Genomic DNA, 23058 nt, shown 5'->3' with positions numbered 1-23058 from the left:
TCTCCGGTCCTACGTGCACCACCACAGGAACCGGTTGCACGTCCTCGTCGGGGACGCGGTGGGTGTCGGGTCCGAGGTCGTCGGGCCGGCCGTCGGGGTGGCGGCGGGCTGGGACGAGGGCTGGGCCGGCGGGGCCGCGGTCGTCGTGCCCGCGCCCGAGGTGGCGGACTGCTCCGCGTCGTCGCCGGCGGCGGGGGACTTGGAGGGCTTGTCCTTCGGGGACTCGGACGCGGACGCCGAGGCCGACGGGTCGGTGGACGAGGAGGCGCTCGGTGCCGCCGTACGGGCGGAGGTGCCGTCGGCGGGGGCCGCCGAGCGGTCCGGGGACCCGGAGGCGCTGTCGTCGTCGGCCGAGGTGTCCCCGGCCGACGCCGAGGTGTCGCCGCCGGTGAAGGGCGCGAAGGGAGCGTCCGTGCCGAGTTCGGCGATGCTCAGCCCGCCGGCGGCCAGCACGAGCCCCGTGGCGATCAGCACCGTACGGCGTCGGCGGCGCCGGTGCGCGGCGGCCTTGCGGTCCCGGCGGCTGGCGTCGGTGGCGCCAGGGTCGCCGGTGGTCTCGCCGCCCCCTGCTCCCCCGCGGCCCCGGCCCCGGCCCCGCGACTGGCGCCGGGCGGCACGGCCCACGGGCTCGTCATGGCCTTCCTGGGCGCTGTACTCGTCCCGGTCGTGGGCCTCGTCCTCGTCACGGTGGTCGTCGCGGTCGTCACCGTGGTCCGCGTGGTCCGCGTGGTCCGCGTAGGCGTCGTACGCGTCGCCCCGGCCACCGTGCCCGCTGTGGTCGCCCGCGGCCACCTGCCCGTCGACGCCCGCGTGGTGCTCGGCCCCGCCCTCGTACGTGTACGCGTCCGGTACCGCCGCGGCGCCGGACTGCTGCGGCACGCGCACGGCCTGCGTCGCGCCCGGGTGGGTGAAACCGCCGGAGTGCTCGGCCGCGTAGGGCGCGGGATACCCGCCCTGACCGGCGTACGCGTGCCCCGCCGGGGCGCCGGTGTGGGCCTCCTGGCCGTACGGACCTGCCACCGCGCCCGCGTACCCGGGCGCGACGTACGCGTCCGCGCGCGGGGCGGAAGGCTGGGCCGGTGCGCCACATCCCGGGCAGGCCAGGGCGCCGTTGAGGTGCCGTTGGCACGGGTGGCAGAAGTCCATGACGCCGGAAGACTAGATTCCCCGCCGGTCACGTAACCAGGCACCTCTGTGAAGGTTTCGTGCGGGACCGAAAAGGTTCTCGAAAGTCATGTCGAAACTGTTACCTGTTCGACCCATTGACACCCCTGCCGCACCGTCCTTACTGTCACGCCAGCATTTCGAACGAGTGACGAAATCTCGAACAGTCTGAGGGGCAACTGCCGTGCGCATCACCGGAATCAGCACGCACGTGGTCGGGACACCATGGCGCAACCTGACCTACGTCCAGGTGCACACCGACGAGGGGCTCACGGGAGTCGGCGAGACCCGGATGCTCGGCCACACCGACGCGCTGATCGGCTATCTGCGCGAGGCCGAGGCCAACCACATTCTCGGATCGGACCCGTTCGCCGTCGAGGACCTCGTGCGGCGGATGAAGTACGGCGACTACGGGCGGGCCGGCGAGATCGTCATGTCCGGTATCGCGGTCGTCGAGATGGCCTGCTGGGACATCAAGGGCAAGGCGCTCGGCGTGCCGGTGTGGCAGCTGCTGGGCGGCAAGGTCACCGACAGGGTCAAGGCGTACGCCAACGGCTGGTACACCACCGAGCGGACGCCGGAGGCGTACCACAAGGCCGCCCAGGGGGTCACGGAGCGCGGCTACAAGGCGCTGAAGATCGACCCCTTCGGCACCGGGCACTTCGAACTGGACCACGAGCAGACCCTGTACGCGGTCTCCCTCATCGAGGCCGTGCGGGACGCCATCGGACCGGACGCCGAGCTGATGCTGGAGATGCACGGCCGCTTCTCCCCCGCCACCGCCGTCCGGCTGGCGAAGGAGATGGCACCCTTCAAGCCGGCCTGGCTCGAGGAGCCGTGCCCGCCGGAGAACCTGAAGGCGCTGGAGAAGGTGGCCGCCAAGGTGGACATCCCGGTCGCCACCGGTGAGCGCATCCACGACCGCATCGAGTTCCGCGAGCTCTTCGACAGCCAGTGCGCCGACATCATCCAGCCCGACGTCGGCCACATCGGCGGCATCTGGGAGACCCGGAAGCTCGCCGCCACCGCCGAGACCCACTACATGCTCGTCGCCCCGCACAACGTGGGCGGGTCCGTGCTGACCGCCGCCTCGCTCCAGGTCGGCTTCACCTCGCCGAACTTCAAGATCCTGGAGCACTTCAACGACTTCGCCGACGCGGACATCAAGAAGGTGGTCAAGGGCGCCCCGGAGGTCGTGGACGGCTACTTCCACCTCTCCGACAGGCCCGGTCTCGGCGTCGAGCTGGACACCGACGCGGCCGCCGAGTTCCCGCAGCAGCAGGCCCGGTTCGACCTGTGGGCCGAGGGCTGGGAGCAGCGCAAGCCGAAGGACACGAAGTGACCTCGCCGGGTTCGCAGGTCCTGATCGAGGCGCCGGGCGTCCACCGGGTCGAGGAGCACACGCCCCGGCAGCCCGGTCCCGGCGAGGCACTGGTCGCGGTGCACGCGGTGGGCATCTGCGGCAGCGACCGCGAGGTGTACCAGGGCAACCGGCCCGAGGGATACGTCCGTTACCCGCTCACGCCCGGCCACGAGTGGTCCGGGACCGTGCGGGCGGTGGGCGCCGGGGTGCCGGACGGCCTGGTCGGGCGCAAGGTCGTCGGTGAGGGCTTCCGCAACTGCCAGGTGTGCGACCGCTGCCACGCGGGCGAGACCACGCTGTGCACGGCCGGGTACGAGGAGACCGGGTTCACCCGGCCGGGCGCCATGGCGGCCACCCTCACCCTGCCGGCCCGGCTGCTGCACCCGCTGCCGGACGGCGCCGACCTCACCGCCGCCGCCCTGCTGGAGCCGGCCGCCTGCATCGCGGCCGCCGCGCTGAAGGCCCGGGCCCTGCCGGGCGAGCGGGTCGCGGTGGTCGGCACGGGCACGCTCGGGATGTTCGCGGTGCAGTTCCTCAAGGCCGTCTCGCCGGCGGAGCTGCTGGTCGTGGGCACCAGGAACGACCGGGAGGCACTGTCCCGGCGGTTCGGGGCGAGCGACTTCCGACTCAGGGACCAGCGGTTGCCCGGCGACTTCGACGTCGTGATCGAGACCGCCGGCTCCGCGTCCGCCGCGCGCACCGCGGCCGCGCTGCTCAGGCGCGGCGGACGGCTGGTCCTGACGGGCATCCCGGCGCCGGGCGCGGACGGGCTCGACCCGACCGATCTGGTCGTACGGCAGCTCGAGGTGCACAGCGTCTTCGGGGCGCCCCCAGACGCCTGGGCGCACGCCGTGCGGGTCTTCGGCGCCGGGCTGCTCGACCCACTGCCCCTGGTCACCCACGAGCTGCCGCTGACCGAGTTCCCGCAGGCCATCGAGCTGGTGGGGGCCGGTGATCCGAAGGTGGGCAAGGTGCTGCTCCGTCCCTGACCGTACGCCGGTCGGGATGTGACCCGACGGCGCCCCGGCCGGCGTACCGCAAGGCCTACGGCCTTTTTCATGCCCCGAGCCGCGAACCTTGTCCGAAATACCGAACACGAAGGACAGCTAGTGACCGACGCTTCCGCTCCGGCAGTCCGCAGGCCCGGCGAGCAGGTGCTCGCCGCACTCGGCCTGGACGCGCCCGCCCTCGACCCCGCCGACACCTCCGCCCACGGCTTCCCGGGCGGCGGCCGCTGGCGCACCGAGATCCCCTCGTGCGAGGGTCCAGAAGCGCTGACGGTCGTGCTGAAGGAGGCCTCGCGCCTCGATGTGCCGATCCACCGGATCAGCCAGGGCAGCGGCGTGTGGATGCTCACCGACGCCGAGATCACCGAGATGGTCGAGGCGGCCGCCGAACGGGACATCGAGCTCTGCCTGTTCACCGGCCCGCGCGGCACCTGGGACATCGGTGGCTCGGTGCGCTCCGACTCGCGGGGGGCCGGACTGCGCGCCCGGGGCCACGACGCCGTCGCCGGCTGTGTCGAGGACGCCGTCCGCGCCACCGAGCTGGGCGTCAAGTGCCTGCTGGTCGCCGACGAGGGCGTGCTGTGGACCCTGCACCGGGCGCGCACGGCCGGGATCATCCCGGCCGACACCACCCTGAAGGTCTCCGCGCTGATCGGCCCGGTCAACCCGGCCTCGTACGCGGTCTACGAGCGGCTCGGCGCCGATTCCGTCAACGTGCCCAGCGATCTGACGCTGGACCACCTCACCGAGATCCGCCGGGTCTCCGGCGCCCCCATGGACATGTACATCGAGGCCCCCGACGACCTCGGCGGCTATGTGCGGATGTACGAGGTCGCCGAGCTGATCCGGCGCGGCGCACCGCTCTACCTGAAGTTCGGCCTGTCCAAGGCTCCCGGCATCTACCCGTGGGGCACCCATCTGCGGGACGTGACCCTGGACACCGCCCGGGAGCGGGTGCGGCGCGGCCGGCTCGCCCTGGACCTGCTCGCCCGGCACGGCGCGGACGGCGACATGGCGCCGCTCGGCTCCCGGCTGCCCGGGACGCTGCACCGCTTCCCCACGGAGCGCTCCGCGGGGTGAAGCCAGAAGCTGCGCGCCGTCCGCGGCCGCGGGCCGGCTGTGGCCGGCCGCGCAGTTCCCCGCGCCCCCTCGGGGCGCTTCGACCGACCTCGCTCACCACTCAACGCCGAGAAGAACAGGGACCGATCACCATGCGCACTCGTAGAAGCGCACTCACCGCCATAGCCGGTGCCGCCTCGCTCGCCCTCGCCCTGACCGCCTGCGGCCAGAGCAGTGAGGGCGGCAGCGACGACAAGGGCGGGGACGCCAAGGGCGGCACGATCGGCATCGCGATGCCGACCAAGTCCTCCGAGCGCTGGATCGCCGACGGCAAGAACGTCGAGAAGAACCTCCAGGCCAAGGGCTACAAGACCAAGCTGGTCTACGGCGAGGACAACCCGGAGACCCAGGTCTCGCAGATCGAGAACCTCATCACGCAGGGCGTGAAGGGCCTGATCGTCGCGGCGATCGACAACAAGTCGCTGAACAACGTGCTCCAGGAGGCCGCGGACGCGGACATCCCGGTCATCGCCTACGACCGTCTGATCCTCGGCAGCAAGAACGTCGACTACTACGCCTCGTTCGACAACGAGAAGGTCGGCAAGCTGCAGGGCCAGTACATCGTGGACCGACTCGGGCTGAGCAAGGGCAAGAAGGGCCCGTTCAACCTCGAGCTGTTCGCCGGGTCCAACGACGACAACAACACCAAGTACTTCTTCGGCGGCGCGATGAGCGTGCTCCAGCCGTACATCGACAAGAAGCAACTGGTCGTCAAGTCCGGGCAGACCAAGATCAACCAGGTGACCACCCTGCGCTGGGACGGCACCACCGCGCAGAAGCGCATGGAGGACATCCTCACCTCCGCCTACAAGAGCGGCCGGGTCGACGCGGTCCTCTCGCCCTACGACGGCATCTCCATCGGCATCCTGTCCGCGCTGAAGTCGGACGGCTACGGCTCCGGCAGCAAGGCGCTGCCCGTCGTCACCGGCCAGGACGCCGAGCTGGCCTCGGTGAAATCGATCATCTCCGGCCAGCAGACGCAGACCGTCTACAAGGACACCCGGCAGCTCGCCAAGGTCGCGGCCACCATGGTCGACGACGTCCTGCAGGGCAAGAAGCCGCAGGTCAACGACACCAAGACCTACGACAACGGCAGCAAGGTCGTGCCCGCCTACCTGCTCCAGCCGGTCAGCGTCGACAAGTCCAACTACAAGCAGGTCCTGGTCGACGGCGGTTACTACACCGAGTCCGAGCTGAAGTAACCCGCCCGCTACCTACGGATTGGAAGGCACGACCATGGCGGGACCCGTCCTGGAAATGCGCTCGATCGTCAAGACCTTTCCCGGCGTCAAGGCGCTGTCGGACGTCACCCTGACCGTCCGGCAGGGCGAGGTCCACGCCATCTGCGGGGAGAACGGCGCCGGCAAGTCGACCCTGATGAAGGTGCTCTCCGGCGTACACCCGTACGGCAGTTACGAGGGAGACGTCCTCTTCGAGTCGGAGGTCTGTCAGTTCAAGGACATCCGGGCCAGCGAGCAGCACGGCATCGTCATCATCCACCAGGAGCTGGCGCTGGTGCCGTACCTCTCCATCGCGGAGAACCTCTTCCTCGGCAACGAGCACGCCAGGCGCGGGCTCATCAACTGGAACGAGACCCTGCGGCACGCCACCGAGCTGCTGCGCCGGGTGGGGCTGGACGAGCACCCGGAGACCCGGGTCGCCGACATCGGCGTCGGCAAGCAGCAGCTGGTGGAGATCGCCAAGGCGCTGTCGAAGCAGGTGAAGCTGCTCATCCTGGATGAGCCGACCGCCGCGCTGAACGACGAGGACAGCGGCAAACTCCTCGATCTCATCCTGGAGTTGAAGAAGCAGGGCATCACCTCGATCATCATCTCCCACAAGCTCAACGAGATCCGCCGGGTCGCCGACTCGGTGACGATCATCCGGGACGGCCGGTCCATCGAGACGCTGGACGTGAAGGCGCCGGAGACCACCGAGGAGCGGATCATCGCGGGGATGGTCGGCCGCGACCTCGACCACCGCTTCCCGGAACGCACCCCGCACCATCCGGAGGAGGGCGCGGCACCGGCGCTGGAGATCCGCGGCTGGACCGTGCACCACCCCATCGACCAGCAGCGCAAGGTCGTGGACGACGTCTCGCTCCAGGTGCGCCGCGGAGAGATCGTCGGCATCGCGGGCCTGATGGGCGCCGGCCGCACCGAACTGGCGATGAGCGTCTTCGGGCGCGCCTACGGCCGGTACGCGGGCGGCACGGTCCTGAAGGACGGCAGGGAGATCCGGACCAAGTCCGTCGCGGAGGCGGTCGGGCACGGGATCGCGTACGTCACCGAGGACCGCAAGCACTACGGCCTCAACCTCATCGACACCATCAACCGCAACATCTCGCTGACCGCCCTGAACAAGGTGGCCAGGCGGGGCATCGTCGACGAGCACGAGGAGCGGAAGGTCTCCGAGGGCTTCCGCAGGACCATGAACATCAAGGCACCGACCGTGTTCGAGCCGGTGGGCAAGCTGTCGGGCGGCAACCAGCAGAAGGTCGTCCTCAGCAAGTGGATCTTCGCCGGCCCCGATGTGCTGATCCTCGACGAACCGACCCGCGGCATCGACGTGGGCGCCAAGTACGAGATCTACACGGTGATCGACCAGCTCGCCGCCCAGGGCAAGGCGGTGGTCTTCATCTCCTCCGAGCTGCCCGAACTGCTCGGCATGTGCGACCGCATCTACACGATGGCCGCCGGGCGGCTGACCGGTGAGGTGCCGCGGGCCGAGGCCACGCAGGAAGTACTGATGCGCCATATGACGAAAGACACGCAGGACCAAGAGGTGACGCGATGAGCACGGATGTGACCGCCAAGAGCCCGGCCCCCGCGCCACCGGGCGGGAGCGGATCGGCCGCCGGCAAGGGGCTGCTCCAGGTGATGCTGGACGGCCTGCGCCGCAACATGCGCCAGTACGGCATGCTGATCGCGCTCGGCCTGATCGTGGTCCTCTTCGCCGTCTGGACGGACGGGGACCTGCTGCTGCCCCGCAACGTCTCCAACCTGGTGCTGCAGAACAGCTACATCCTGGTCCTCGCGATCGGCATGATGCTGGTGATCATCGCCGGGCACATCGATCTGTCGGTCGGCTCGCTGACCGCGTTCGTCGGCGCCTTCGCGGCGGTGCTGACCGTCCAGCACGGTGTCTCCTGGCCGATCGCGCTGGTGCTGTGCCTGCTGGTGGGCGCGGCGGCCGGCTCGGTCCAGGGCTACCTCATCGCCTATCTCGGCATACCCTCGTTCATCGTCACGCTCGCCGGGATGCTGCTCTTCCGCGGTCTGACGGAGATCCTGCTCGAGGGCCAGACCCTCGGCCCGTTCCCCGACGGGCTGCAGAAGCTCGGCAACGGCTTCCTGCCGGAGACCGGCCCAAACACCAACTACCACAACCTCACCCTGCTGCTCGGTCTCGTCCTGATCGCGGCCGTGGTGTGGCAGGAGGTCCGGGACCGGCGCCGCCAGCAGGAGTTCGCGCTGGAGGTGCTGCCCACCCGGCTGTTCCTGCTCAAGCTGACCGCCCTGGTCGCCGCGATCCTGGTGCTCACCCTGCTGCTCGCCAGCTACAAGGGCGCCCCGATCGTGCTGATCATCCTCGGCGCGCTGGTCGTGGGCTACGGCTACGTCATGCGCAACGCGGTCTTCGGCCGTCACATCTACGCGATCGGCGGCAACCTGCCGGCGGCCAAGCTGTCCGGCGTCAAGGACAAGAAGGTCACCTTCCTTGTCTTCCTGAACATGGGCGTGCTCGCGGCCCTGGCGGGTCTGGTGGTCGCCGCCCGGCTGAACGCGGCCTCGCCGAAGGCGGGCGTCAACTTCGAACTCGAGGCGATCGCCTCCTCGTTCATCGGCGGCGCGTCCATGAGCGGCGGTGTCGGCACCGTCCTCGGCGCCATCATCGGCGGTCTCGTCCTCGGCGTGCTGAACAACGGCATGAACCTCCTGAGCGTCGGCACCGACTGGCAGCAGGTCATCAAGGGCCTGGCCCTGCTGGTGGCGGTCGGGTTCGACGTGTGGAACAAGCGCAAGTCCGGTTCGTAAGTCAGCTCGGGCCCTGCCGGTGATCCGGCGGGGCCCCTTCCTTTCACGGGAGCCGCAAGTGGAACTGAACAGACGTACGGTCATTGCAGGAGCAGCGGCGGCGGGCATCGCCGCCACCACCCTCGGGGGCACCGCGCAGGCTGCCGCGGGCCACAAGCCGGCGAGGGAGCCCTTCGGCAGACTCGCGGACGGCACCAAGGTGTACCGCTGGTCGCTGGAGAACGGCGGCATCCGGATGAAGGTGCTGTCGTACGGCGGCGTCGTCCAGACCCTGGAGGTCCCGGACGCCCGCGGCCGGCACGCCAACGTGGTCGCGGGCTTCGACGACATCGACGACTACGTGGCGAAGAGCCCGTACTTCGGCGCGCTGATCGGCCGCTACGGCAACCGCATCGGCAAGGGGCGGTTCACCCTCGACGGCAAGAGCTACCAGCTCTCCGTCAACGACGGCGTGAACAGCCTGCACGGCGGCGCCAAGGGCTTCGACAAGCGGGTGTGGGACGTGGAGCCGTTCACCGACGGCTCCGACGTCGGCCTGCGCCTGTACTACACGAGCGTCGACGGCGAGATGGGCTACCCGGGCACCCTCCGGTCGAAGGTGACGTACACCCTCACCCGGCGCGGCGAGTGGCGCGTCGGCTACGAGGCCACAACCGACCGGGCCACCGTCGTCAACCTCACCAGCCACGTCTACTGGAACCTGGCCGGTGAGGGCAGCGGCACGATCGAGGACCACGAGCTCACGATCGCCGCCGCCCGGTACACCCCCACCGACTCGGGTCTGATCCCGACCGGTGAGCTGGCGGGGGTCGCGGGCACCCCGTTCGACTTCCGCCGCGCCAAGCCGATCGGCCGGGACATCCGGGCCGGCCACGAGCAGCAGGTGCTGGCCAAGGGCTACGACCACAACTGGGTGCTGGACAAGGGCGTCACGGCGCGGCCCGAGCACATCGCCACGCTCCGCGACCCGCGCTCCGGCCGCACCCTGCGGATCGCCACCGACCAGCCTGGCCTGCAGTTCTACTCCGGCAACTTCCTCGACGGCACCCTGACGGGCACCGGCGGCCGCACCTACCGCCAGGGCGACGCGCTGTGCCTGGAGACCCAGCACTTCCCGGACGCCCCGAACCACGCCGCCTTCCCGTCGACCGTGCTCCGGCCCGGGCAGACGTACCGGACGACCACGGTGCACACGTTCGGGGCGTGAGGATCGCGCCGGGCGTGAACCGGCTCACAGCACCGGCGAGTTGAACGCCACTGGCGCTCCCTTCGTATCCATGGGTGGCCCGTGCTCCCCCGCACGGGCCACCCTTCGACGGAGGTCCTCTTGCCTGACAACGTCACCTCGTTGTTCCGCAACACCGCCGCGCACAGCCCTTCGATGGCGGCGCTGACGCGGGAGAGCGACGGGTCGGGCCCGGTGGACTTCTGCATCCCGTGCAACCCGTACTTCCCCACTCCCGCCATGTTCGAGGAGATGGCGGTCCGGTTGCGCGAGATCATCACGTACTACCCGAGCAGCGCCGACACCATCACCGCCGAGCTGTGCGGCCTGCTCCAGCTGCCGCCGCAGTGCGTGGCGATGGGCAACGGCTCGACGGAGCTGATCACCTGGATCGACCACCTCCTGGTCCGGGAGTCGCTGGCCGTGCCGGTGCCCACCTTCGGCCGCTGGACCGACCAGCCGATGGAGACCGGCAAGCGGGTGGACATGTTCCCGCTCCAGGAGGCGAACGGCTTTGGTCTGGACCTGGCGCAGTACGCCGAGTTCATCCGGGCCCGGGGCACCCGTGTGGCGGTCATCTGCAATCCGAACAACCCCGACGGCGGCTATCTGCACAGGCAGCAGATCGTGCAGTTCATGGACGCGATGGCGGACCTGGACCTGGTGGTGATCGACGAGTCCTTCCTGGAGTTCGCCGACGCCGAGGCAGAGCCGAGCGTGGTGCAGGAGGCCATGCTCCGCCCGAACGTGGTCGTCCTGCGCAGCCTCGGCAAGAACTTCGGACTGCACGGCATCCGGTTCGGCTACCTCGTGGCGAACCCGGCGCTGGCCGGCCGGGTCCGCTCGATGCTGCCGAAGTGGAACCTCAACTCCTTCGCCGAGCACGTGGTGTTCATGCTGCGCGAGCACGGCCCGGAGTACGCGCAGAGTCTGCTGCAGGTGCGCCGCGACCGCCTCGACATGGCCAGCCACCTCTCCGCGCTGCCCGGCCTCACCGTCTACCCCTCCCAGGGCAACTTCCTCTTCGTGCGCCTGCCCGTCGGCGCGGAGGGCACCGTGGTCCGGGACCGGCTGCTCACCGAGCACCGGATCCTGGTCCGCGAGTGCGGCAACAAGATCGGTTCGTCCAGCCGCTTCCTGAGACTCGTGGTGCGCCCCCAGGTCGACGTGCGTCGCCTGGTGTCCGGCCTGGAGCAGGTGCTCTACGGGACCAGGAGGGGAGCCGCCGTACCCGAGCTGAGCACCGGGACCAGCTACAGCTCGGGTACGGCGGCCATAGACCGGCTGATGAACGAGACCAACGGAGCCGGTGTGCAGGGACTGGCGGCACAGGCCGCCGCCGCCGGCCCCGCTCCGGCCGCCGGCACCGGTATGCCGCTCCCCGCCGCCACGCCGATGGGCGGCGGGATGCCGATGCCGGCGGCAGCCCAGGTCCCGCCCACGGCACCCGCACCCCAAGCTCCGGCGCCGGTCCCCCTCCCGGCGCCGGTCCCCGCGCCCGCGCCCGCCCCGATGGCCCCGGCCCCGATGGCCCCACCTCCGGTCGCGGTGCCCGCTCCGGCCCCCGTGCCGGCCCCTATGCCCATGCCCATGCCCGTCCCGGCGCCAGCCGCCGCCATGGGGCCCACTCCGCCCGGCGTCCCGGCGCGCGGCGGCCTCACCGCCGCCCAGGTGCGCGGCATGACGGCCCCGGCGCCCCCCACCGGCCTGACCCCGGCCCCGGCGACCGGCTGGCCCAATGCCCAGAGCTGGCCGAACGCGGCGGGGATGGGCCAGACCGGCTAGCTGATGCTCCTCGGCGGGGCCGGTGTCCTTCGCCGTCAGAGGTTCCGGGTGGTCAGGCGCTTGCCGTCCGGGCCGAGGAGGATGAGGTTCCACGCGGTCGAGTCGTCGCCGTCGTCGCCGTCCCACCAGGTCGCGAACGTGCCGGCGAGCCGCTTGGCGTCGGCTTGCGCGCTCCTGCCGGTGCAGGTGGTGGTGAGTTCGACGTCGTAGTCCCGGTCGCCGAGGTGGACGAGGACGACCCGACGCACCTCCTGGGCGGGCTGCTCCCCTCCGTGCGCGGCGGCCCAGGTGCGGAACCGGGCCAGGAGGCCGGGGTCGGACTCGCGACGCGTCACGGGCCGGACGGGCGGATGAGGCTCGGTACCCGACTGCACGGCCTGCTCGCAGCCCCGCACCCAGGCGCCGCGGTCCGTCTCCACCACGTCCCGCGGCTCGGCCGTCAGGGACCGGCGGACACAGCCTCCCCACACCACCTCACGGACCGCGGCGCCCTTGCCGCCGTCCGCGAAGAGCCGTCTACCGGTCCGCCATCCGGCCTCGTAGGCCGATGCGTAGCCACGTTCGGCGTCGGCTCGGGACGGTGCCGGCTCAGGCTTCGCGCCGCTGCCGCTGCCGCGGGACAAGGTGAGCAGGCCCAGCAGAGCCGTCGCGGCCGTGAGCCCGAACGGCCGTGCCCGAGTAGGTGCGTTCATGCCCTGTGTCCCCCTTCGATGTTTCGCGGTCCAATCGGTCCAATCCGGTAGAGCGGTCTCACGAAGCCTTGGCTGCCTGGTTCCGGCGTCTCCGTCCGTCCGCGACGGGACCGACGCCCCATCGCCTCGGCGCACCGGCGGAGGTCAGGTGAGGTTGTGGCGGTGTCGGACCGGTCCGACGAGCAGGGTCAGGGGGACCAGCAGGGCGATGGCGGCGGACAGCACCAGGCCGGTGCGGGGGCCGGAGGCCGAGGCGGTCAGTCCGGCGGTGAGGGCGCCGAGCGGGATCGCGCCCCAGGAAACGAAGCGAACGGTGGCCATCACGCGCGGCAGCAGGTCAGGCGGTGTCACGGACTGGCGGTGCGTACGGGTCAGGATGCTGATGACCACGGTTCCGGCGGAGAACCCGGCGTTGCCGAGGACGAAGAGCGGTACCGCCCACCACGAGGCGGACAGGGGCAGCAGCAACAGGGACAGCGGCAGCAGCACCGAAGCGGCCAGCACCGCCCGGGCGCTGCCCAGTCGGTCGCCGAGCCGGGGCGTGCAGGCCGCGCCGAGCAGACTGCCCGCGCCACCGGAGGCCATCAGCACACCCACCGCGCCCGCCGGGAGGTGCAGGGTGCGCACCAGGAAGACGGGTGTGAGGGCCATCAGCACGCCGCAGACGAAGTTGACCAGCGTGGCGGCGGCGACGCACGAGCGGATCAGCGGATGCCGCACGACGAACCGCCACCCGTCCTTGATGAGTTCGAGCGGCGGATCGTTCTGCTTCCGGGACGGGGGGCTCGAAGGCCGGGGCAGTGCCCACAGCAGGATCGCGGACACCAGATAGCTGAGGGAGTCGAGGAGCAGCGCGGCCGCCGCGCCGACGAGTTGCACCAGCGCGCCGCCGAGGGACGGGCCGCCCAGCTCGGTCGTCGCGTTGGACGCCGATGTCAGGCTGTTGCGCCGGGTCAGCTCCTCCTTGCTCACGATGAAGGGGAGCAGGGTCGCGTTGCCGACGTCGAACACCACGGTGGCCAGCCCCACCATCAGTGCGACCAGGACAAGTTGGGTCATGTGCAGCACGCCCAGCGCGGCGGCGGCCGGCACGGACAGCACGGCCCCCGCGCGCAGCAGATCGAGCGCCACCTGGGTGCCGCGGAGCGGGAGCCGCTGGACGATCACTCCGGCGGGCAGCCCGATGAGCAGCCAGGCCGCGTACCCGGCCGCCGTGATGAGGCTCACCTCGAAGCTGCCGGCGTGCAACGTATCGAGAGCCAGCAGGGGCAGTGCGACCGAGGTGACCGCGTCGCCCGCCCTGCTGACCGTGGAAGCCGTCCAGTACCTCCAGAACGCCCCGGCGGAGCGGGGGGCCGCCGGGGTCCGCCGGTCGTCGATGGTTGCCTGTTCCATGTCCCTCACCTGTCCGGGGTTCTCACTCGTCCGGTGCGCCGGACGGTCACGGCGCGTAGCCGTGTGCGTGCAGTTCCGCGGCTGCCTCCGGATCGTCGAAGGCGCCGAGGTCGTCGAGGTAGCGCCGGGTCTGCCGGGAGGTCGCGCGCATCTGGCGGCCCAGCACCTCGGGCGTGTAGACCTCGCCGAGGACCTGTTCGGCGAGGTCCTCGGTCAGACCGTGGCCGACGAGCTCGGCCCGCATGCCCTCCAGGTCGGGGTGGAGGAAGGCGTCCATGAGTCGCGGTGCGAGCCGTCCGGCCAGGCGCCGCTGCCCGGGGTCCAGGGCGCCCCACAGATGGCGCAGGAACACGGCGAAGTAGGCGTGGTGGCGGCCCTCGTCGAGGGCGTGGTCGCGGATGGACTCGCGGACCGCCGGCACGACGTCGTCCGTACCCGGGATCTCGGCCAGACTGGCCGAGATCAGAGTTTCGGAGACGATGACGAACATCAGTTCCGCCAGTGCGCGTTGCCCGGCCGGCAGTCCGGCCAGGATCTGCCGCAGGCGGCGCAGGAAGAAGGGTTCCGCGGGCAGGCGGGCCGGCACCGCGGTCACGCGCTCCACCTGGCGTCTGAGGTCCACGGCCGCGAGCGCGTGGTAGGCCTCGTCGCAGTACATCTTGAGGGCGTCGAAGCGCATGCTCTCGGGAACGGGCACGCCGACCGAGCCGTGCGCGATGCCGATCACGGCGCGGTTGACGACCAGGTACTCGAGCTTCGCGGTGAAGTCCAGGTAGCGGTAGAGGTGCTGGACGAGCAGGGTGTCGAAGACCGGGCCGGGAAGAGCCCGCACCAGCGGGTGCCGGGCCACCGGGACCAGGTCCGGGGAGAAGAAGCGCAGGGCCGCGTCGGCGTCCGCGACGACCCGGCGGGGTGCGGCACGGACACTCGCGCGGGTGTCCCAGTTCTGGAAGACGCTGCGATAGGCCGGGGGTTCGGAGCCGGCACGGGGGTCCGCCGGAGCGCCGGCGTCCTGGTCCGCCGGAGCCTGGGCACGGGTGCCGGCCGCGCCGCCAGTGGCCGTGGCGGGGCCGGCCGGCGACTGCGGCCGGCCGCGCGTCAGCAGCGACTTGGGGCAGTAGGACAGCGCCGCGCAGCCCAGGAACATCCCCACGGTCCCGCACATCTCAGATCTCCCGGAGCGGACCGTCGGCGACCTGTACGTATCCGCCCATGAGCAGGTCGGTCAGCACCTCGATGCTGTCGGCGGTGGCCTCGTCCACGGGGACCTCGTAGGCGGCGGCGACCGCTTCGCCGATGTCCCGGACCCGGGCCGCTCCGTCCAGCCGCTTGAAGATGAACTCGGTGACGTCGTCCAGTTCCACGGCCTCGTCGTCCAGGGCCACGATCAGGTGGCCGCGGTACTTGCGTACCTGGATGTACGTCGCGTGGCTCAGGACGGCGGAGCCGGTCAGCGCGGGCGTTCCGGCCATCAGACTTCCACCTCCATGCACAGTCGCCGGCACCACTGCACGGTCCGCTCGACCCACCGGTCCGGTGCCGCGGGATCGAGGTCACGCATGGTCTCCAGCGCCCAGTACTGCTCGAACGGGACCTCGGTCGGATCGGCCTCCCGGAACCGCCGGGCCCGCCACTTGGGCTGGGCGGATCCGTAGCAGTCGTGCGACTCCAGCAGGGCGTCGACCACGTGGCCGATCGCGCGCCGGGCGGACAGCACCGCGGACTCGGCGTCGCCGGCGGCGAGTTGCCCGAGGGCGTCCTCGACCGCGGAGTCCATGCCTGCCAGTGAGCGGCTGACCGCGAAGGAGCGGAACGCGGACTCGGCCAGCTCGCGCCGGCGGGCCTCGACCCACTCCTCACCGGTCAGGGTGATGGCGGGGATCAGACGCTCCAGGGCGAGTTCCTCGACATCGATCAGGGCCCGGGAGGCGTGGGTGCCGGCCTCGAACCGCTCCCGGCTGATCTTGGCGAACATCTGGTCCATCTGGGTGTCGAGCCAGTACTTGATCTCCCAGCGGCGCCCGTCCACGCGCAGTCCCACGGTGGGGAGCGTGGCCGGCTGCAGCGGCACGGGCAGGCCGCGTGCCCGGTCGTCGGCGAACGGCTCGCGGGTGACCACGACGAGGTCGTAGTCGCTGCGCTCGTTGGCCCAGCCGCGGGCCACCGAGCCGACGCACAGCACCGCCAGGGTGTCGGTGGGCAGCAGCCCCTCGCCCCGCAGCCGCTCGAGGACGCCGACGAGGTTGTGAGATGTGGACATGCCACGAGTTCCTTTCGTGCGGGAGCCGGGGGCCGGGGGCGGCACCGGTCCGGTCACCGGGTCCCGGCCGCGGTCACCAGGAGCCCGGCCTCCAGCGCTTCGGTGACCAAGGGTTCGAACCGCTTGAGATCGAGGTCGAGAGCGGCCACGAGCTCCCCGACGGGCCGCTCCCCGTCGAACGCCTGGAGCAGGGACGACCAGCCCGCCTCCGCCGTGTCGTCGACGACGTACTCGATGGCGCCGTCGAGCGTGAGGTACCAGACCGTGTCGTCCTCGGGAGCGCGCAACAGCAGCAGTCCGTCCGCGCGGGCGAGCACCGCGGCCGCGTCGACGGGCTCCCGGCGTACGACGAGTGCCTCGATCTCCGGCGCCTGCCGGCTCCAGTCGACGACCGGAACGGAGCGCAGGACCGGCGCCGCGGGCGCGGTCACCAGCGGCCCGGGCAGTTCGCGGGCCATGCCGGCCAGCAGTCCGAGGTTGGCCGCGCGCACCAGGAACTCGACGTGGCCGGCGCCCGGATCCTCCTCCAGCGCGCGCAGCGCGGCACGCATGTGGTCGGCGTCGAGGTACTCCCGGGCGCCCGGTCCGGCGAGCGCCTCGTCCAGCAGCCGGTCGCCCTGCTGGGCCAGCATGCTGGCGAACGTCCGGTAGGTGTGCCGGACACCACTGCCGTAGTAGAAGGGGATCTTCGGGCGGGTCAGCACTTCCCGGGGCAGCACTCCGGCCAGTCCCCGGCGCAGGATCTGCTTGTCCCAGACGAGGGCGGGCCGCAGCGTGTGCGGGATCGCCGCCACGATCTCCACCAGCCGGTGGTCCAGGAACGGCACGCGGGCCTCGATGCCGTTGCCGGCGGCGGTGCGGTCCTCGTGCCAGCAGTTGTAGAGCTGGACGTCGCGGTACTTGGTGCGGAACAGCATCTCGTAGTCGTCGCGCCGCTCCGCGCCGGACGCCGCCCGCAGCGCCTCGGCGCGCAGCAGCGGCGGGCCGGGCTGCTCCCACCAGGCGCCCAGCCCGGGGTGGCGGTGCTGGTGGCGCCGCGTTCCCATGCGGTCGACGTTGGCCATGAAGTCGGACCAGTCCCCGCCGCCTGCCAGGGTGGTGGTGTAGCCGCCGTTGAACTCGTCGGCGCCTCCGCCGAGCAGCATGGCCTTGATCTCCGGGGCCTGGGCGGCGACGTAACGGTAGAGCTCGTACTTGTAGAACGTCTCCGGCCCGGCCAGTGGCGTCTCCATCTGCCACAGGTGCCGCTTCCACTCGTCCACGCCGGGCACGGCCGTGGTGTCATGCAGCACCTGGTGGTTGACCAGGCCCAGGTGGGCCGCGGTGCGGTGCGCCCACTCGGCGTCCCGGTTCTCCAGCGTGCTGCCGTTGAGCATGGTGAAGGTGCGTGGCTCGATGTCGGCGAGCGCGGCCACCGTGGCGGAGTCGATGCCTCCGCTGAGGAAGAGGCCGATCTCCACGTCGGCCATCTGGCAGTCCCGGACGGAGGCGGCCAGCGCGTCCGCGTACGAGCGGACGAGGTCCGCCTCGGAGCCGTCGGTGTCGCCGTCGAAGTCCGGGAACGACCAGTACCGGTGGGTGCTCCGCTCACCGGAGGTGAGGTCGAAGGTGGTGACGGCGCCGGCCGGGGCCAGATCGACGCCCTTGAACCAGGCGTGCGGCGGGGAGTCGCCCAGCACCAGGTCACCGGTGACCGCCGGGTCCGCCAGCGCCCGCTGCCAGTCCAGTTCGCGGGGGCAGGCCGGGTCGTGGAAGAGGGCCTTGATCTCCGACGCGAAGACGATGCGCTCCGCGTCGGCGTGGAAGAACAGCGGCTTGATCCCGAACCGGTCGCGGGCGAACACCAGCCGGTTGCGGGTACGGTCCCACAGGACCAGCGCGAACATTCCCCGGACCCGGTCGAGGAAGTTCAGGCCGTCCCGGCGGTACAGGTGCAGCAGTACCTCGCAGTCCGATCCGGTGCGTAGCCGGGTTCCGGCGGGGAGGCCGGCGGCCAGCTCCCGGTGGTTGTAGATCTCGCCGTTGGCGATCAGTACCAGGGAGCCGTCGTCGGTGCTCAGCGGCTGGCCGCCACCCTCCGGGTCCACCAGGGACAGGCGTACGAAGCCCAGACCGACGGGTCCGGAACGGAAGAACTCCGTCTCGTCCGGGCCGCGGTGGGCGATGGTCCCGGTCATGCTCCGCAGCAGACCGTCCGCCGCGGCGGACAGGGGACGCCCGCCCACTGCCGCTGTTCCCGCCAGGCCGCACATAACTACCTCACTCGTTGCCGTGTTCCGGGGCCGGGGGCCGTGACCGGCCCCCGCTCAGCCCTCGATGTGCCGAAGGATCCGCGCGGTGACCTCTTCGCGGGCCGCCGTGCCGTCGATGTGGATCAGCTCGGAGCCCAGCTCCTCGTAGGTGCGCACGATCGACTCGATCCGCTCGGCGGACTTCTCCTCGTGCTTGAGCCGGTCGCCGTCCCGTTCCCGGAGCCGGCGCAGCAGCTCCTCGGTGGGCAGCTCGAGGTAGAAGGCGTGATCCGGCCGCGGGATCCCCCGGTTGATGTCGGCCAGCAGCCGGAAGTCGACACCGCGGTGCACGAAGACACCGAAGGTCGCGTACACGTACCGGTCGCACAGCACGACCGCGCCGCGCTCCAGGGCGGGGTCGATGACCTCCTGGACGTGCCGGCGGCGGTCGGCGGCCGCCAGCAGGGCGAGGATGTGCGCGGTCTCCACGGAGCCACCCGCGTCGTGGAAGGTCTGGACGTTGGCCAGTTCCCGGTACCAGTCGGTGGGCTGGCGGGTCTCGACCACCTCGCGGCCCTGGGCGCGCAGGGCTTCGGCGACCCGTTCGATCTGCGTGGTCTTGCCGGAGCCGTCGAAGCCGACGACGGACACCAGCAGTCCGCGGTCCGTTCGCTCCGGTCTGAAGAGCCGGGCCATGGCCTCGTCGTCGACCCTGCGCTGTCGCATGTTCTCACCTGTCCGTGTCGTGCTGTATTGCCGTGTCGTGCATGGGTTGGTGGGTCCCGGCCCTGGCGGCGCGCAGCGCCCGGACGCTCTCCATCAGGGCTGCCACCCGGGACTCGTCCACCGGGTTGCGCGGCACCCCGGACGCCTTGAAGTAGCTGCCGACGACGAACCCGTCGGCGCAGTCGTAGACGGACGGCAGGTTCTCCGGAGTGACCCCGCTGCCCACGAACAGCGGGCCGCTGGTCGCCGTGCGGGCGGTCAGCAGGTCCTGGGGGCTCGTCTCCAGCCCGGTCAGCTCCCCGGAGACGATCACCCCGTCCGCGCGCAGTGCCAGGTCCCGGACCTCGGTGGCCAGGTCCGGATAGACGAAGGGCTGGGAGTGCTTCACCCTGGCGTCGGCGAAGACGGCGACGTCGCTGCCCAGCGTCCGGCGCAGCCGGAGCGTCTCGTGGGCCCGGCCGGTGACCAGCCCCTGCTCCGCCAGAACGGCGCCGACGTGCACGTTGACGCGGATGAAGTCGGCGCCGGTGGCGGTGGCGATGGCGAGGGCCGCGGTCGCGTCGTTGCGCAGCACGGCGACACCGGTCGGTACGGAGGCCATCCGCACGATCTCCCGGGTGACCCCGGCGATCGTGGCGGTGGTCTCCGGCGGGACGGTGTGCGGGTGGAAGGGGGTGTCGCGGAAGTTCTCGACGATCAGCGCGTCGACGCCGTGCCGGAGGTAGGTCTCGGTCTCGGCGAGCGCGGTCTCGTAGATGTCCTCCACCTTGCCGCCGTAACCGGGGGAACCGGGGGTGGGCAGCAGGTGCACGCAGGCGATGACGGCTTTGGGCGGCAGGACGACCATCAGGCGGTGGCCTCCCGCAGTTCCCGCAGCACCTCGGCCGCGGCCTGCCTCCGGTCCGCGGCCTGGTTGATCCGCCGGCCCACCACCAGCAGGGACGAGCCGGCGGCCAGTGCCTGGGCATGGGTGCCGGTGCGCTTGTGGTCGTTGCCGCTGCCACCCGGGGACCGGGTGCCGGGGGTGACGTAGAAGAAGTCGTCGGGCAGGTCCGCGCGGATCAGCTCGATCTCGCCCGGGGCGCAGACCACGCCGTCCAGGCCGGCCTCGGCGGCGAGTCGGGCGCGGCGCCGGATCTCGTCCTCGACCGTGCCGGGCACGTTGAGGTCGCCGTTGAGGGTAGCCCGATCGACACTGGTCAGCAGGGTGACGCCGACCAGCTTGGGCCGCTGGACACCCAGTTCGGCGGCGGTCCGGTCGGCGGCGGCGACGGCGGCGCGCATCATCTCCAGGCCGCCGCCGGTGTGCAGGGTGACCAGGTGGACGCCGAGCCGGGTGACGGCATCCCCGTATCCGGCCAGGGTGTTGGGGATGTCGTGCAGCTTGGCGTCCAGGAACACCTTGACGTCCCGGTCGAGGATCTCCCGGACGAGGCCGGGGCCGTGCAGGGTGAACGCCGAGTTCAGTTTGAACCAGCCGATGAGGTCGCGGAGTTCCTCCACGGCCTTGATGATCTCCGCGCGGTCCGTGAGGTCGAGGGCCAGGCAGAGGCGCTCACGGCCGCTCGTGCCGAGGCTGTTACTGCTTGTTGTCACGTCGTGGTCCTGTCCGAATGGGGCTGTGGTCAGCGCTGGTCGCCGACCAGGAGGCGGCGGAAGATGTCGGTGGCGGTGCGGACCTCGTCGAGGTCGACCGACTCGGTCCCGGCATGCGAGTGGCGCGGGTCGCCCGGTCCGAACACCAGGCTCGCCGTGCAGAATTCCGCCAGCACGCCGGCCTCGCTGCCGTAGGAGAAGGCCTCCGGCTCGCAGGCGCCGGTGGACTCCTTCACGGCGGCGAAGAACTCGTCGGCCAGGGGCGACCCGGGCGGCAGGTCGTTGGGCGGGGAGACGAAGTCGACGGATACCGGGGAGAGGTCCACGTGGTCGCCGAGGGCGGCTCGCAGCTCGCCCTCCACGCGGGCGGCGAACTCCTCACCGGTCGTGCCGGGCAGGAAGCGCGCGTCGAAGTGGACGGACACCTCGGTCGCGCCGAGGTTCATCCCTCCGTCGCTGTCCAGCCGCGTCACGGTGACGGTGGCGGCGCCCAGCCGGGGATGGCCCGTCTCCCGTCGCAGCCGCGCGTTCAGCTCTCGTACGGCGGCGATCAGCTCCGACGCCGAGCCGACCGCCGTGATCTCGGCGGGGTAGGCGGCGTGGCTCCTGGGGCCGCGCACCGTGAACGCGCCGCGGACGATGCCCTTCTGGGCGACGACCGGGGCGAGCCGGGTGGGTTCGCCGGTGATGCCGAGGGTGGGCCGCATGCCGTGCCGGGCCAGCTCCCGTACGCCCAGCAGCAGGCACTCCTCGTCCACCGTCGCGGCGAGATACGCCTCTCGGTGGTGCGCGGCGTGCGCCGCCTGGACGAAGGCGGTCATCATGGCCGCGAGCGAGCCCTTGGCGTCCGCGCTGCCGCGGCCGTGCAGGGTGCGGCCCTCCGTGACGGGCCGGTATCCGGCCCTGGGGCCGCCGGCGGGGTAGGTGTCCATGTGGGCGCTGAGCAGTACCACCTGGCCGTCGGCGTCACCGGCGCGCGGCACGTGGGCGATCACGTTGCGGCGCCCGTCCCGCACCTCCCGCATCTCCACGTCCACACCGACCGAGCGCAGCCGTCCGGCGACGAACTCCGCCAGGTCCCGCTCGTCGGCGACGCCCTCCGCGCCGGGCAGGAGGGGATTGACGCTGGGTATGGCGACCAACTCGCGCAGCAGATCCTCGACGTCGTCACCGGAGCCGAACAGGTCGGGATGCGCCGCGGCCGCGCGGTCGTAGGTCTCCTGGAAGGCGGCGAGGACCTCCCGGCCGGCGGCGCTGAAGATCTCGCGGGCGTGCGGGCCGATCAGCCGCAGGTCCCGCAGGTGCCGGCGGGCCACGGAGGTGAGGTGGGCCCGGAACTCGGGGCGTTCCCCGTCGTCGGCCAGCCCGCGTTCCAGGGCGCCGAGGACGATCTGGTACTCCATGTGCTCCGTGAACAGCCCGTGGAAGGCGTCGTACACGGTGCGCGGGTCGTCCCGGCCGATCAGTCCGGACAGCTCCGCCTCGGGGTCGACGCGGAAGAACTCGGCGCGGTGCAGTGTGGCCTCGCTGAAGACCACGTGACCGCCCTGGTGGACGAGTTCCTCGACGAAGTGGTCGACGCCGGCGCCGTCCGGCACGTTCAGGAAGATCATGCCGTGCATGCCCAGCGCGGCGAACGACTCCGCGTCGGGGTGCCGGTAGAGGACGACGGCGCGCAGGGATTCGACGAGCGCGGCGTGGTAGCCGGGGCTGACGGCGGCGATGATGTCCAGCGCGCGTGCCATGCGCGGCAGTTGGGCGGCGCCGTCGGTGAGGAGCGTCAGCCGCTCGGGGTCGTCGATGTGCAGGTCGAGGAAGGCCTTGAGGACGGGGTCGAGCCGGTCGACCAGTTCGATGCGGGTGCCCGGCACCATGAGGCACGGTTCCAGCTCGTACGCCATGGGCTCCCCGTCGACGGTGAGCGTGCGCGCGGCGTCGTCGTAGCGCACCGTCAGCTCGCCGGCGCGCCGTCCGGTGCGGACGCGGCCGAGGCCCGGCAGAACGACGACGCCCTCGTCGTCCGCGGCGACGGTCAGCGGTGCCGGATCCTCCCGGCGGCCGGCCAGCAGGAGCTGGTCCATCGTCATTCCGCTCAGGCCGCCCAGGACCAGCTGGCTGCAGAGCCGGGGCTCGCGGCGTGCGTCGGCCGGCGGCACGGTGGTGCCGGCCTTCTCCGGTGCCTGCTGCGCGTACACCGCCCAGACGGCGTCGGCGAGTTCGGCGCGGGCCCGTCGCCTGCGTGCGCCCAGCAACCCGTCGAAGTCGATGTGCCCGGGTGCGGTCATCGCGCTGCTCCCTCCAGCCGTTCGGTCGTGGTGCGCGGAGTCGGGGGGGGGGGGCGCCCCCCCCCCCCCCCCCGGGGGGGGGTAATTTTTATGGGACACCCCCCGGCACCCCCCCCCGGGCACAAGAAAAAAAAAAAAGACAGAAAAAAATAAAAAAAAAAAAAAAAAAAAAA

General features: G+C 71.4%; 19 protein-coding genes. 8 read left to right on the top strand and 11 right to left on the bottom strand.

Going from position 1 to position 23058, the window contains the following annotated elements; genetic code table 11:
- Positions 1-9: 9 nt before the first annotated feature.
- A complete protein-coding gene (locus ACFVVO_RS29020; protein ID WP_390058770.1) occupies positions 10-1146 on the bottom strand; it encodes a hypothetical protein in 1137 nt (378 codons plus the stop codon).
- A gap of 202 nt (positions 1147-1348) precedes the next feature.
- Between ACFVVO_RS29020 and ACFVVO_RS29015 the strand changes: the two genes are divergently transcribed.
- The 8 genes from ACFVVO_RS29015 to ACFVVO_RS28980 all read left to right on the top strand — a co-directional run bounded on the left by ACFVVO_RS29015 (position 1349) and on the right by ACFVVO_RS28980 (position 11700).
- Complete coding sequence (locus ACFVVO_RS29015) at positions 1349-2506, top strand: mandelate racemase/muconate lactonizing enzyme family protein (protein WP_390058769.1); 1158 nt, start codon at positions 1349-1351, stop codon at positions 2504-2506.
- Positions 2503-3516, top strand: a complete 1014-nt coding sequence (locus ACFVVO_RS29010) for a zinc-binding dehydrogenase (RefSeq protein WP_390058768.1) — start codon at positions 2503-2505, stop codon at positions 3514-3516. The genes ACFVVO_RS29015 and ACFVVO_RS29010 overlap by 4 nt, the downstream gene beginning before the upstream one ends.
- A gap of 120 nt (positions 3517-3636) precedes the next feature.
- Positions 3637-4614 (top strand): hypothetical protein, encoded by a 978-nt coding sequence (locus ACFVVO_RS29005; protein ID WP_390058766.1) that lies wholly within the window; start codon positions 3637-3639, stop codon positions 4612-4614.
- 131 nt (positions 4615-4745) lie between these two features.
- On the top strand, positions 4746-5855 hold the full coding sequence (chvE, locus tag ACFVVO_RS29000) for a multiple monosaccharide ABC transporter substrate-binding protein (protein WP_390058765.1): 1110 nt from the start codon (positions 4746-4748) through the stop codon (positions 5853-5855).
- Between the two features lie 34 nt (positions 5856-5889).
- Entirely contained in the window at positions 5890-7449 is a 1560-nt protein-coding gene (gene mmsA, locus ACFVVO_RS28995; RefSeq protein ID WP_390058763.1) for a multiple monosaccharide ABC transporter ATP-binding protein, read from the top strand.
- Entirely contained in the window at positions 7446-8690 is a 1245-nt protein-coding gene (gene mmsB / locus ACFVVO_RS28990) for a multiple monosaccharide ABC transporter permease (protein ID WP_390058762.1), read from the top strand. The genes mmsA and mmsB overlap by 4 nt, the downstream gene beginning before the upstream one ends.
- 58 nt (positions 8691-8748) lie before the next feature.
- Positions 8749-9897: an aldose epimerase family protein gene (locus ACFVVO_RS28985; RefSeq protein WP_390058761.1), complete on the top strand. Its 1149-nt coding sequence runs from the start codon at positions 8749-8751 to the stop codon at positions 9895-9897.
- A gap of 120 nt (positions 9898-10017) precedes the next feature.
- On the top strand, positions 10018-11700 hold the full coding sequence (locus tag ACFVVO_RS28980; protein WP_390058760.1) for a pyridoxal phosphate-dependent aminotransferase: 1683 nt from the start codon (positions 10018-10020) through the stop codon (positions 11698-11700).
- 35 nt (positions 11701-11735) lie between these two features.
- Here the strand turns inward: ACFVVO_RS28980 and ACFVVO_RS28975 are convergent, their stop codons facing one another.
- The 10 genes from ACFVVO_RS28975 to ACFVVO_RS28930 form a co-directional block, all read right to left on the bottom strand.
- Positions 11736-12392, bottom strand: coding sequence for a hypothetical protein (locus tag ACFVVO_RS28975; protein ID WP_390058758.1), 657 nt, complete (start codon positions 12390-12392; stop codon positions 11736-11738).
- Between the two features lie 144 nt (positions 12393-12536).
- Complete coding sequence (locus ACFVVO_RS28970; protein WP_390058756.1) at positions 12537-13787, bottom strand: MFS transporter; 1251 nt, start codon at positions 13785-13787, stop codon at positions 12537-12539.
- A gap of 46 nt (positions 13788-13833) precedes the next feature.
- The gene (locus ACFVVO_RS28965) at positions 13834-14952 is read right to left on the bottom strand and encodes a diiron oxygenase (RefSeq protein WP_390058754.1); all 1119 of its coding nucleotides are present in this window, start codon (positions 14950-14952) and stop codon (positions 13834-13836) included.
- Position 14953: 1 nt separating this feature from the next.
- The gene (locus ACFVVO_RS28960) at positions 14954-15259 is read right to left on the bottom strand and encodes a PqqD family protein (RefSeq protein WP_390058752.1); all 306 of its coding nucleotides are present in this window, start codon (positions 15257-15259) and stop codon (positions 14954-14956) included.
- Positions 15259-16047, bottom strand: a complete 789-nt coding sequence (locus ACFVVO_RS28955; protein WP_390058751.1) for a nucleotidyltransferase domain-containing protein — start codon at positions 16045-16047, stop codon at positions 15259-15261. Before ACFVVO_RS28955 ends, ACFVVO_RS28960 begins: the two co-directional genes overlap by 1 nt.
- Positions 16048-16100: 53 nt before the next feature.
- On the bottom strand, positions 16101-18299 hold the full coding sequence (gene asnB, locus ACFVVO_RS28950) for an asparagine synthase (glutamine-hydrolyzing) (protein ID WP_390058750.1): 2199 nt from the start codon (positions 18297-18299) through the stop codon (positions 16101-16103).
- A 54-nt stretch (positions 18300-18353) separates the two neighbouring features.
- A complete protein-coding gene (gene tmk, locus ACFVVO_RS28945; protein WP_390058748.1) occupies positions 18354-19004 on the bottom strand; it encodes a dTMP kinase in 651 nt (216 codons plus the stop codon).
- Positions 19005-19008: 4 nt separating this feature from the next.
- Positions 19009-19851, bottom strand: coding sequence for a BtpA/SgcQ family protein (locus tag ACFVVO_RS28940; protein ID WP_390058747.1), 843 nt, complete (start codon positions 19849-19851; stop codon positions 19009-19011).
- Positions 19851-20600, bottom strand: coding sequence for an orotidine-5'-phosphate decarboxylase (gene pyrF, locus ACFVVO_RS28935; protein WP_390058745.1), 750 nt, complete (start codon positions 20598-20600; stop codon positions 19851-19853). The genes ACFVVO_RS28940 and pyrF overlap by 1 nt, the downstream gene beginning before the upstream one ends.
- 29 nt (positions 20601-20629) lie before the next feature.
- Positions 20630-22885, bottom strand: coding sequence for a M20 family metallopeptidase (locus ACFVVO_RS28930; protein ID WP_390058744.1), 2256 nt, complete (start codon positions 22883-22885; stop codon positions 20630-20632).
- Between the last annotated feature and the right edge of the window lie 173 nt (positions 22886-23058).

The organism is Streptomyces sp. NPDC058145 (assembly GCF_042884245.1).
In the GTDB taxonomy this organism is placed as follows: Bacteria; Actinomycetota; Actinomycetes; order Streptomycetales; family Streptomycetaceae; genus Streptomyces.
Note: the sequence above shows the minus strand (reverse complement) of the source record. Positions and strands in the feature narration are given on the sequence as shown.

Bases quoted from the DNA above. Each gene is read 5' to 3' on its own strand.
- ACFVVO_RS28965 (WP_390058754.1), bottom strand. From the start codon at position 14,952: ATGTGCGGGACCGTGGGGATGTTCCTGGGCTGCGCGGCGCTGTCCTAC.
- mmsB (WP_390058762.1), top strand. From the start codon at position 7,446: ATGAGCACGGATGTGACCGCCAAGAGCCCGGCCCCCGCGCCACCGGGC.
- asnB (WP_390058750.1), bottom strand. From the start codon at position 18,299: ATGTGCGGCCTGGCGGGAACAGCGGCAGTGGGCGGGCGTCCCCTGTCC.
- mmsA (WP_390058763.1), top strand. From the start codon at position 5,890: ATGGCGGGACCCGTCCTGGAAATGCGCTCGATCGTCAAGACCTTTCCC.
- ACFVVO_RS29020 (WP_390058770.1), bottom strand. From the start codon at position 1,146: ATGGACTTCTGCCACCCGTGCCAACGGCACCTCAACGGCGCCCTGGCC.
- tmk (WP_390058748.1), bottom strand. From the start codon at position 19,004: ATGCGACAGCGCAGGGTCGACGACGAGGCCATGGCCCGGCTCTTCAGA.
- ACFVVO_RS28960 (WP_390058752.1), bottom strand. From the start codon at position 15,259: ATGGCCGGAACGCCCGCGCTGACCGGCTCCGCCGTCCTGAGCCACGCG.
- ACFVVO_RS28930 (WP_390058744.1), bottom strand. From the start codon at position 22,885: ATGACCGCACCCGGGCACATCGACTTCGACGGGTTGCTGGGCGCACGC.
- chvE (WP_390058765.1), top strand. From the start codon at position 4,746: ATGCGCACTCGTAGAAGCGCACTCACCGCCATAGCCGGTGCCGCCTCG.
- ACFVVO_RS28975 (WP_390058758.1), bottom strand. From the start codon at position 12,392: ATGAACGCACCTACTCGGGCACGGCCGTTCGGGCTCACGGCCGCGACG.
- ACFVVO_RS28940 (WP_390058747.1), bottom strand. From the start codon at position 19,851: ATGGTCGTCCTGCCGCCCAAAGCCGTCATCGCCTGCGTGCACCTGCTG.
- ACFVVO_RS28970 (WP_390058756.1), bottom strand. From the start codon at position 13,787: ATGGAACAGGCAACCATCGACGACCGGCGGACCCCGGCGGCCCCCCGC.
- ACFVVO_RS28955 (WP_390058751.1), bottom strand. From the start codon at position 16,047: ATGTCCACATCTCACAACCTCGTCGGCGTCCTCGAGCGGCTGCGGGGC.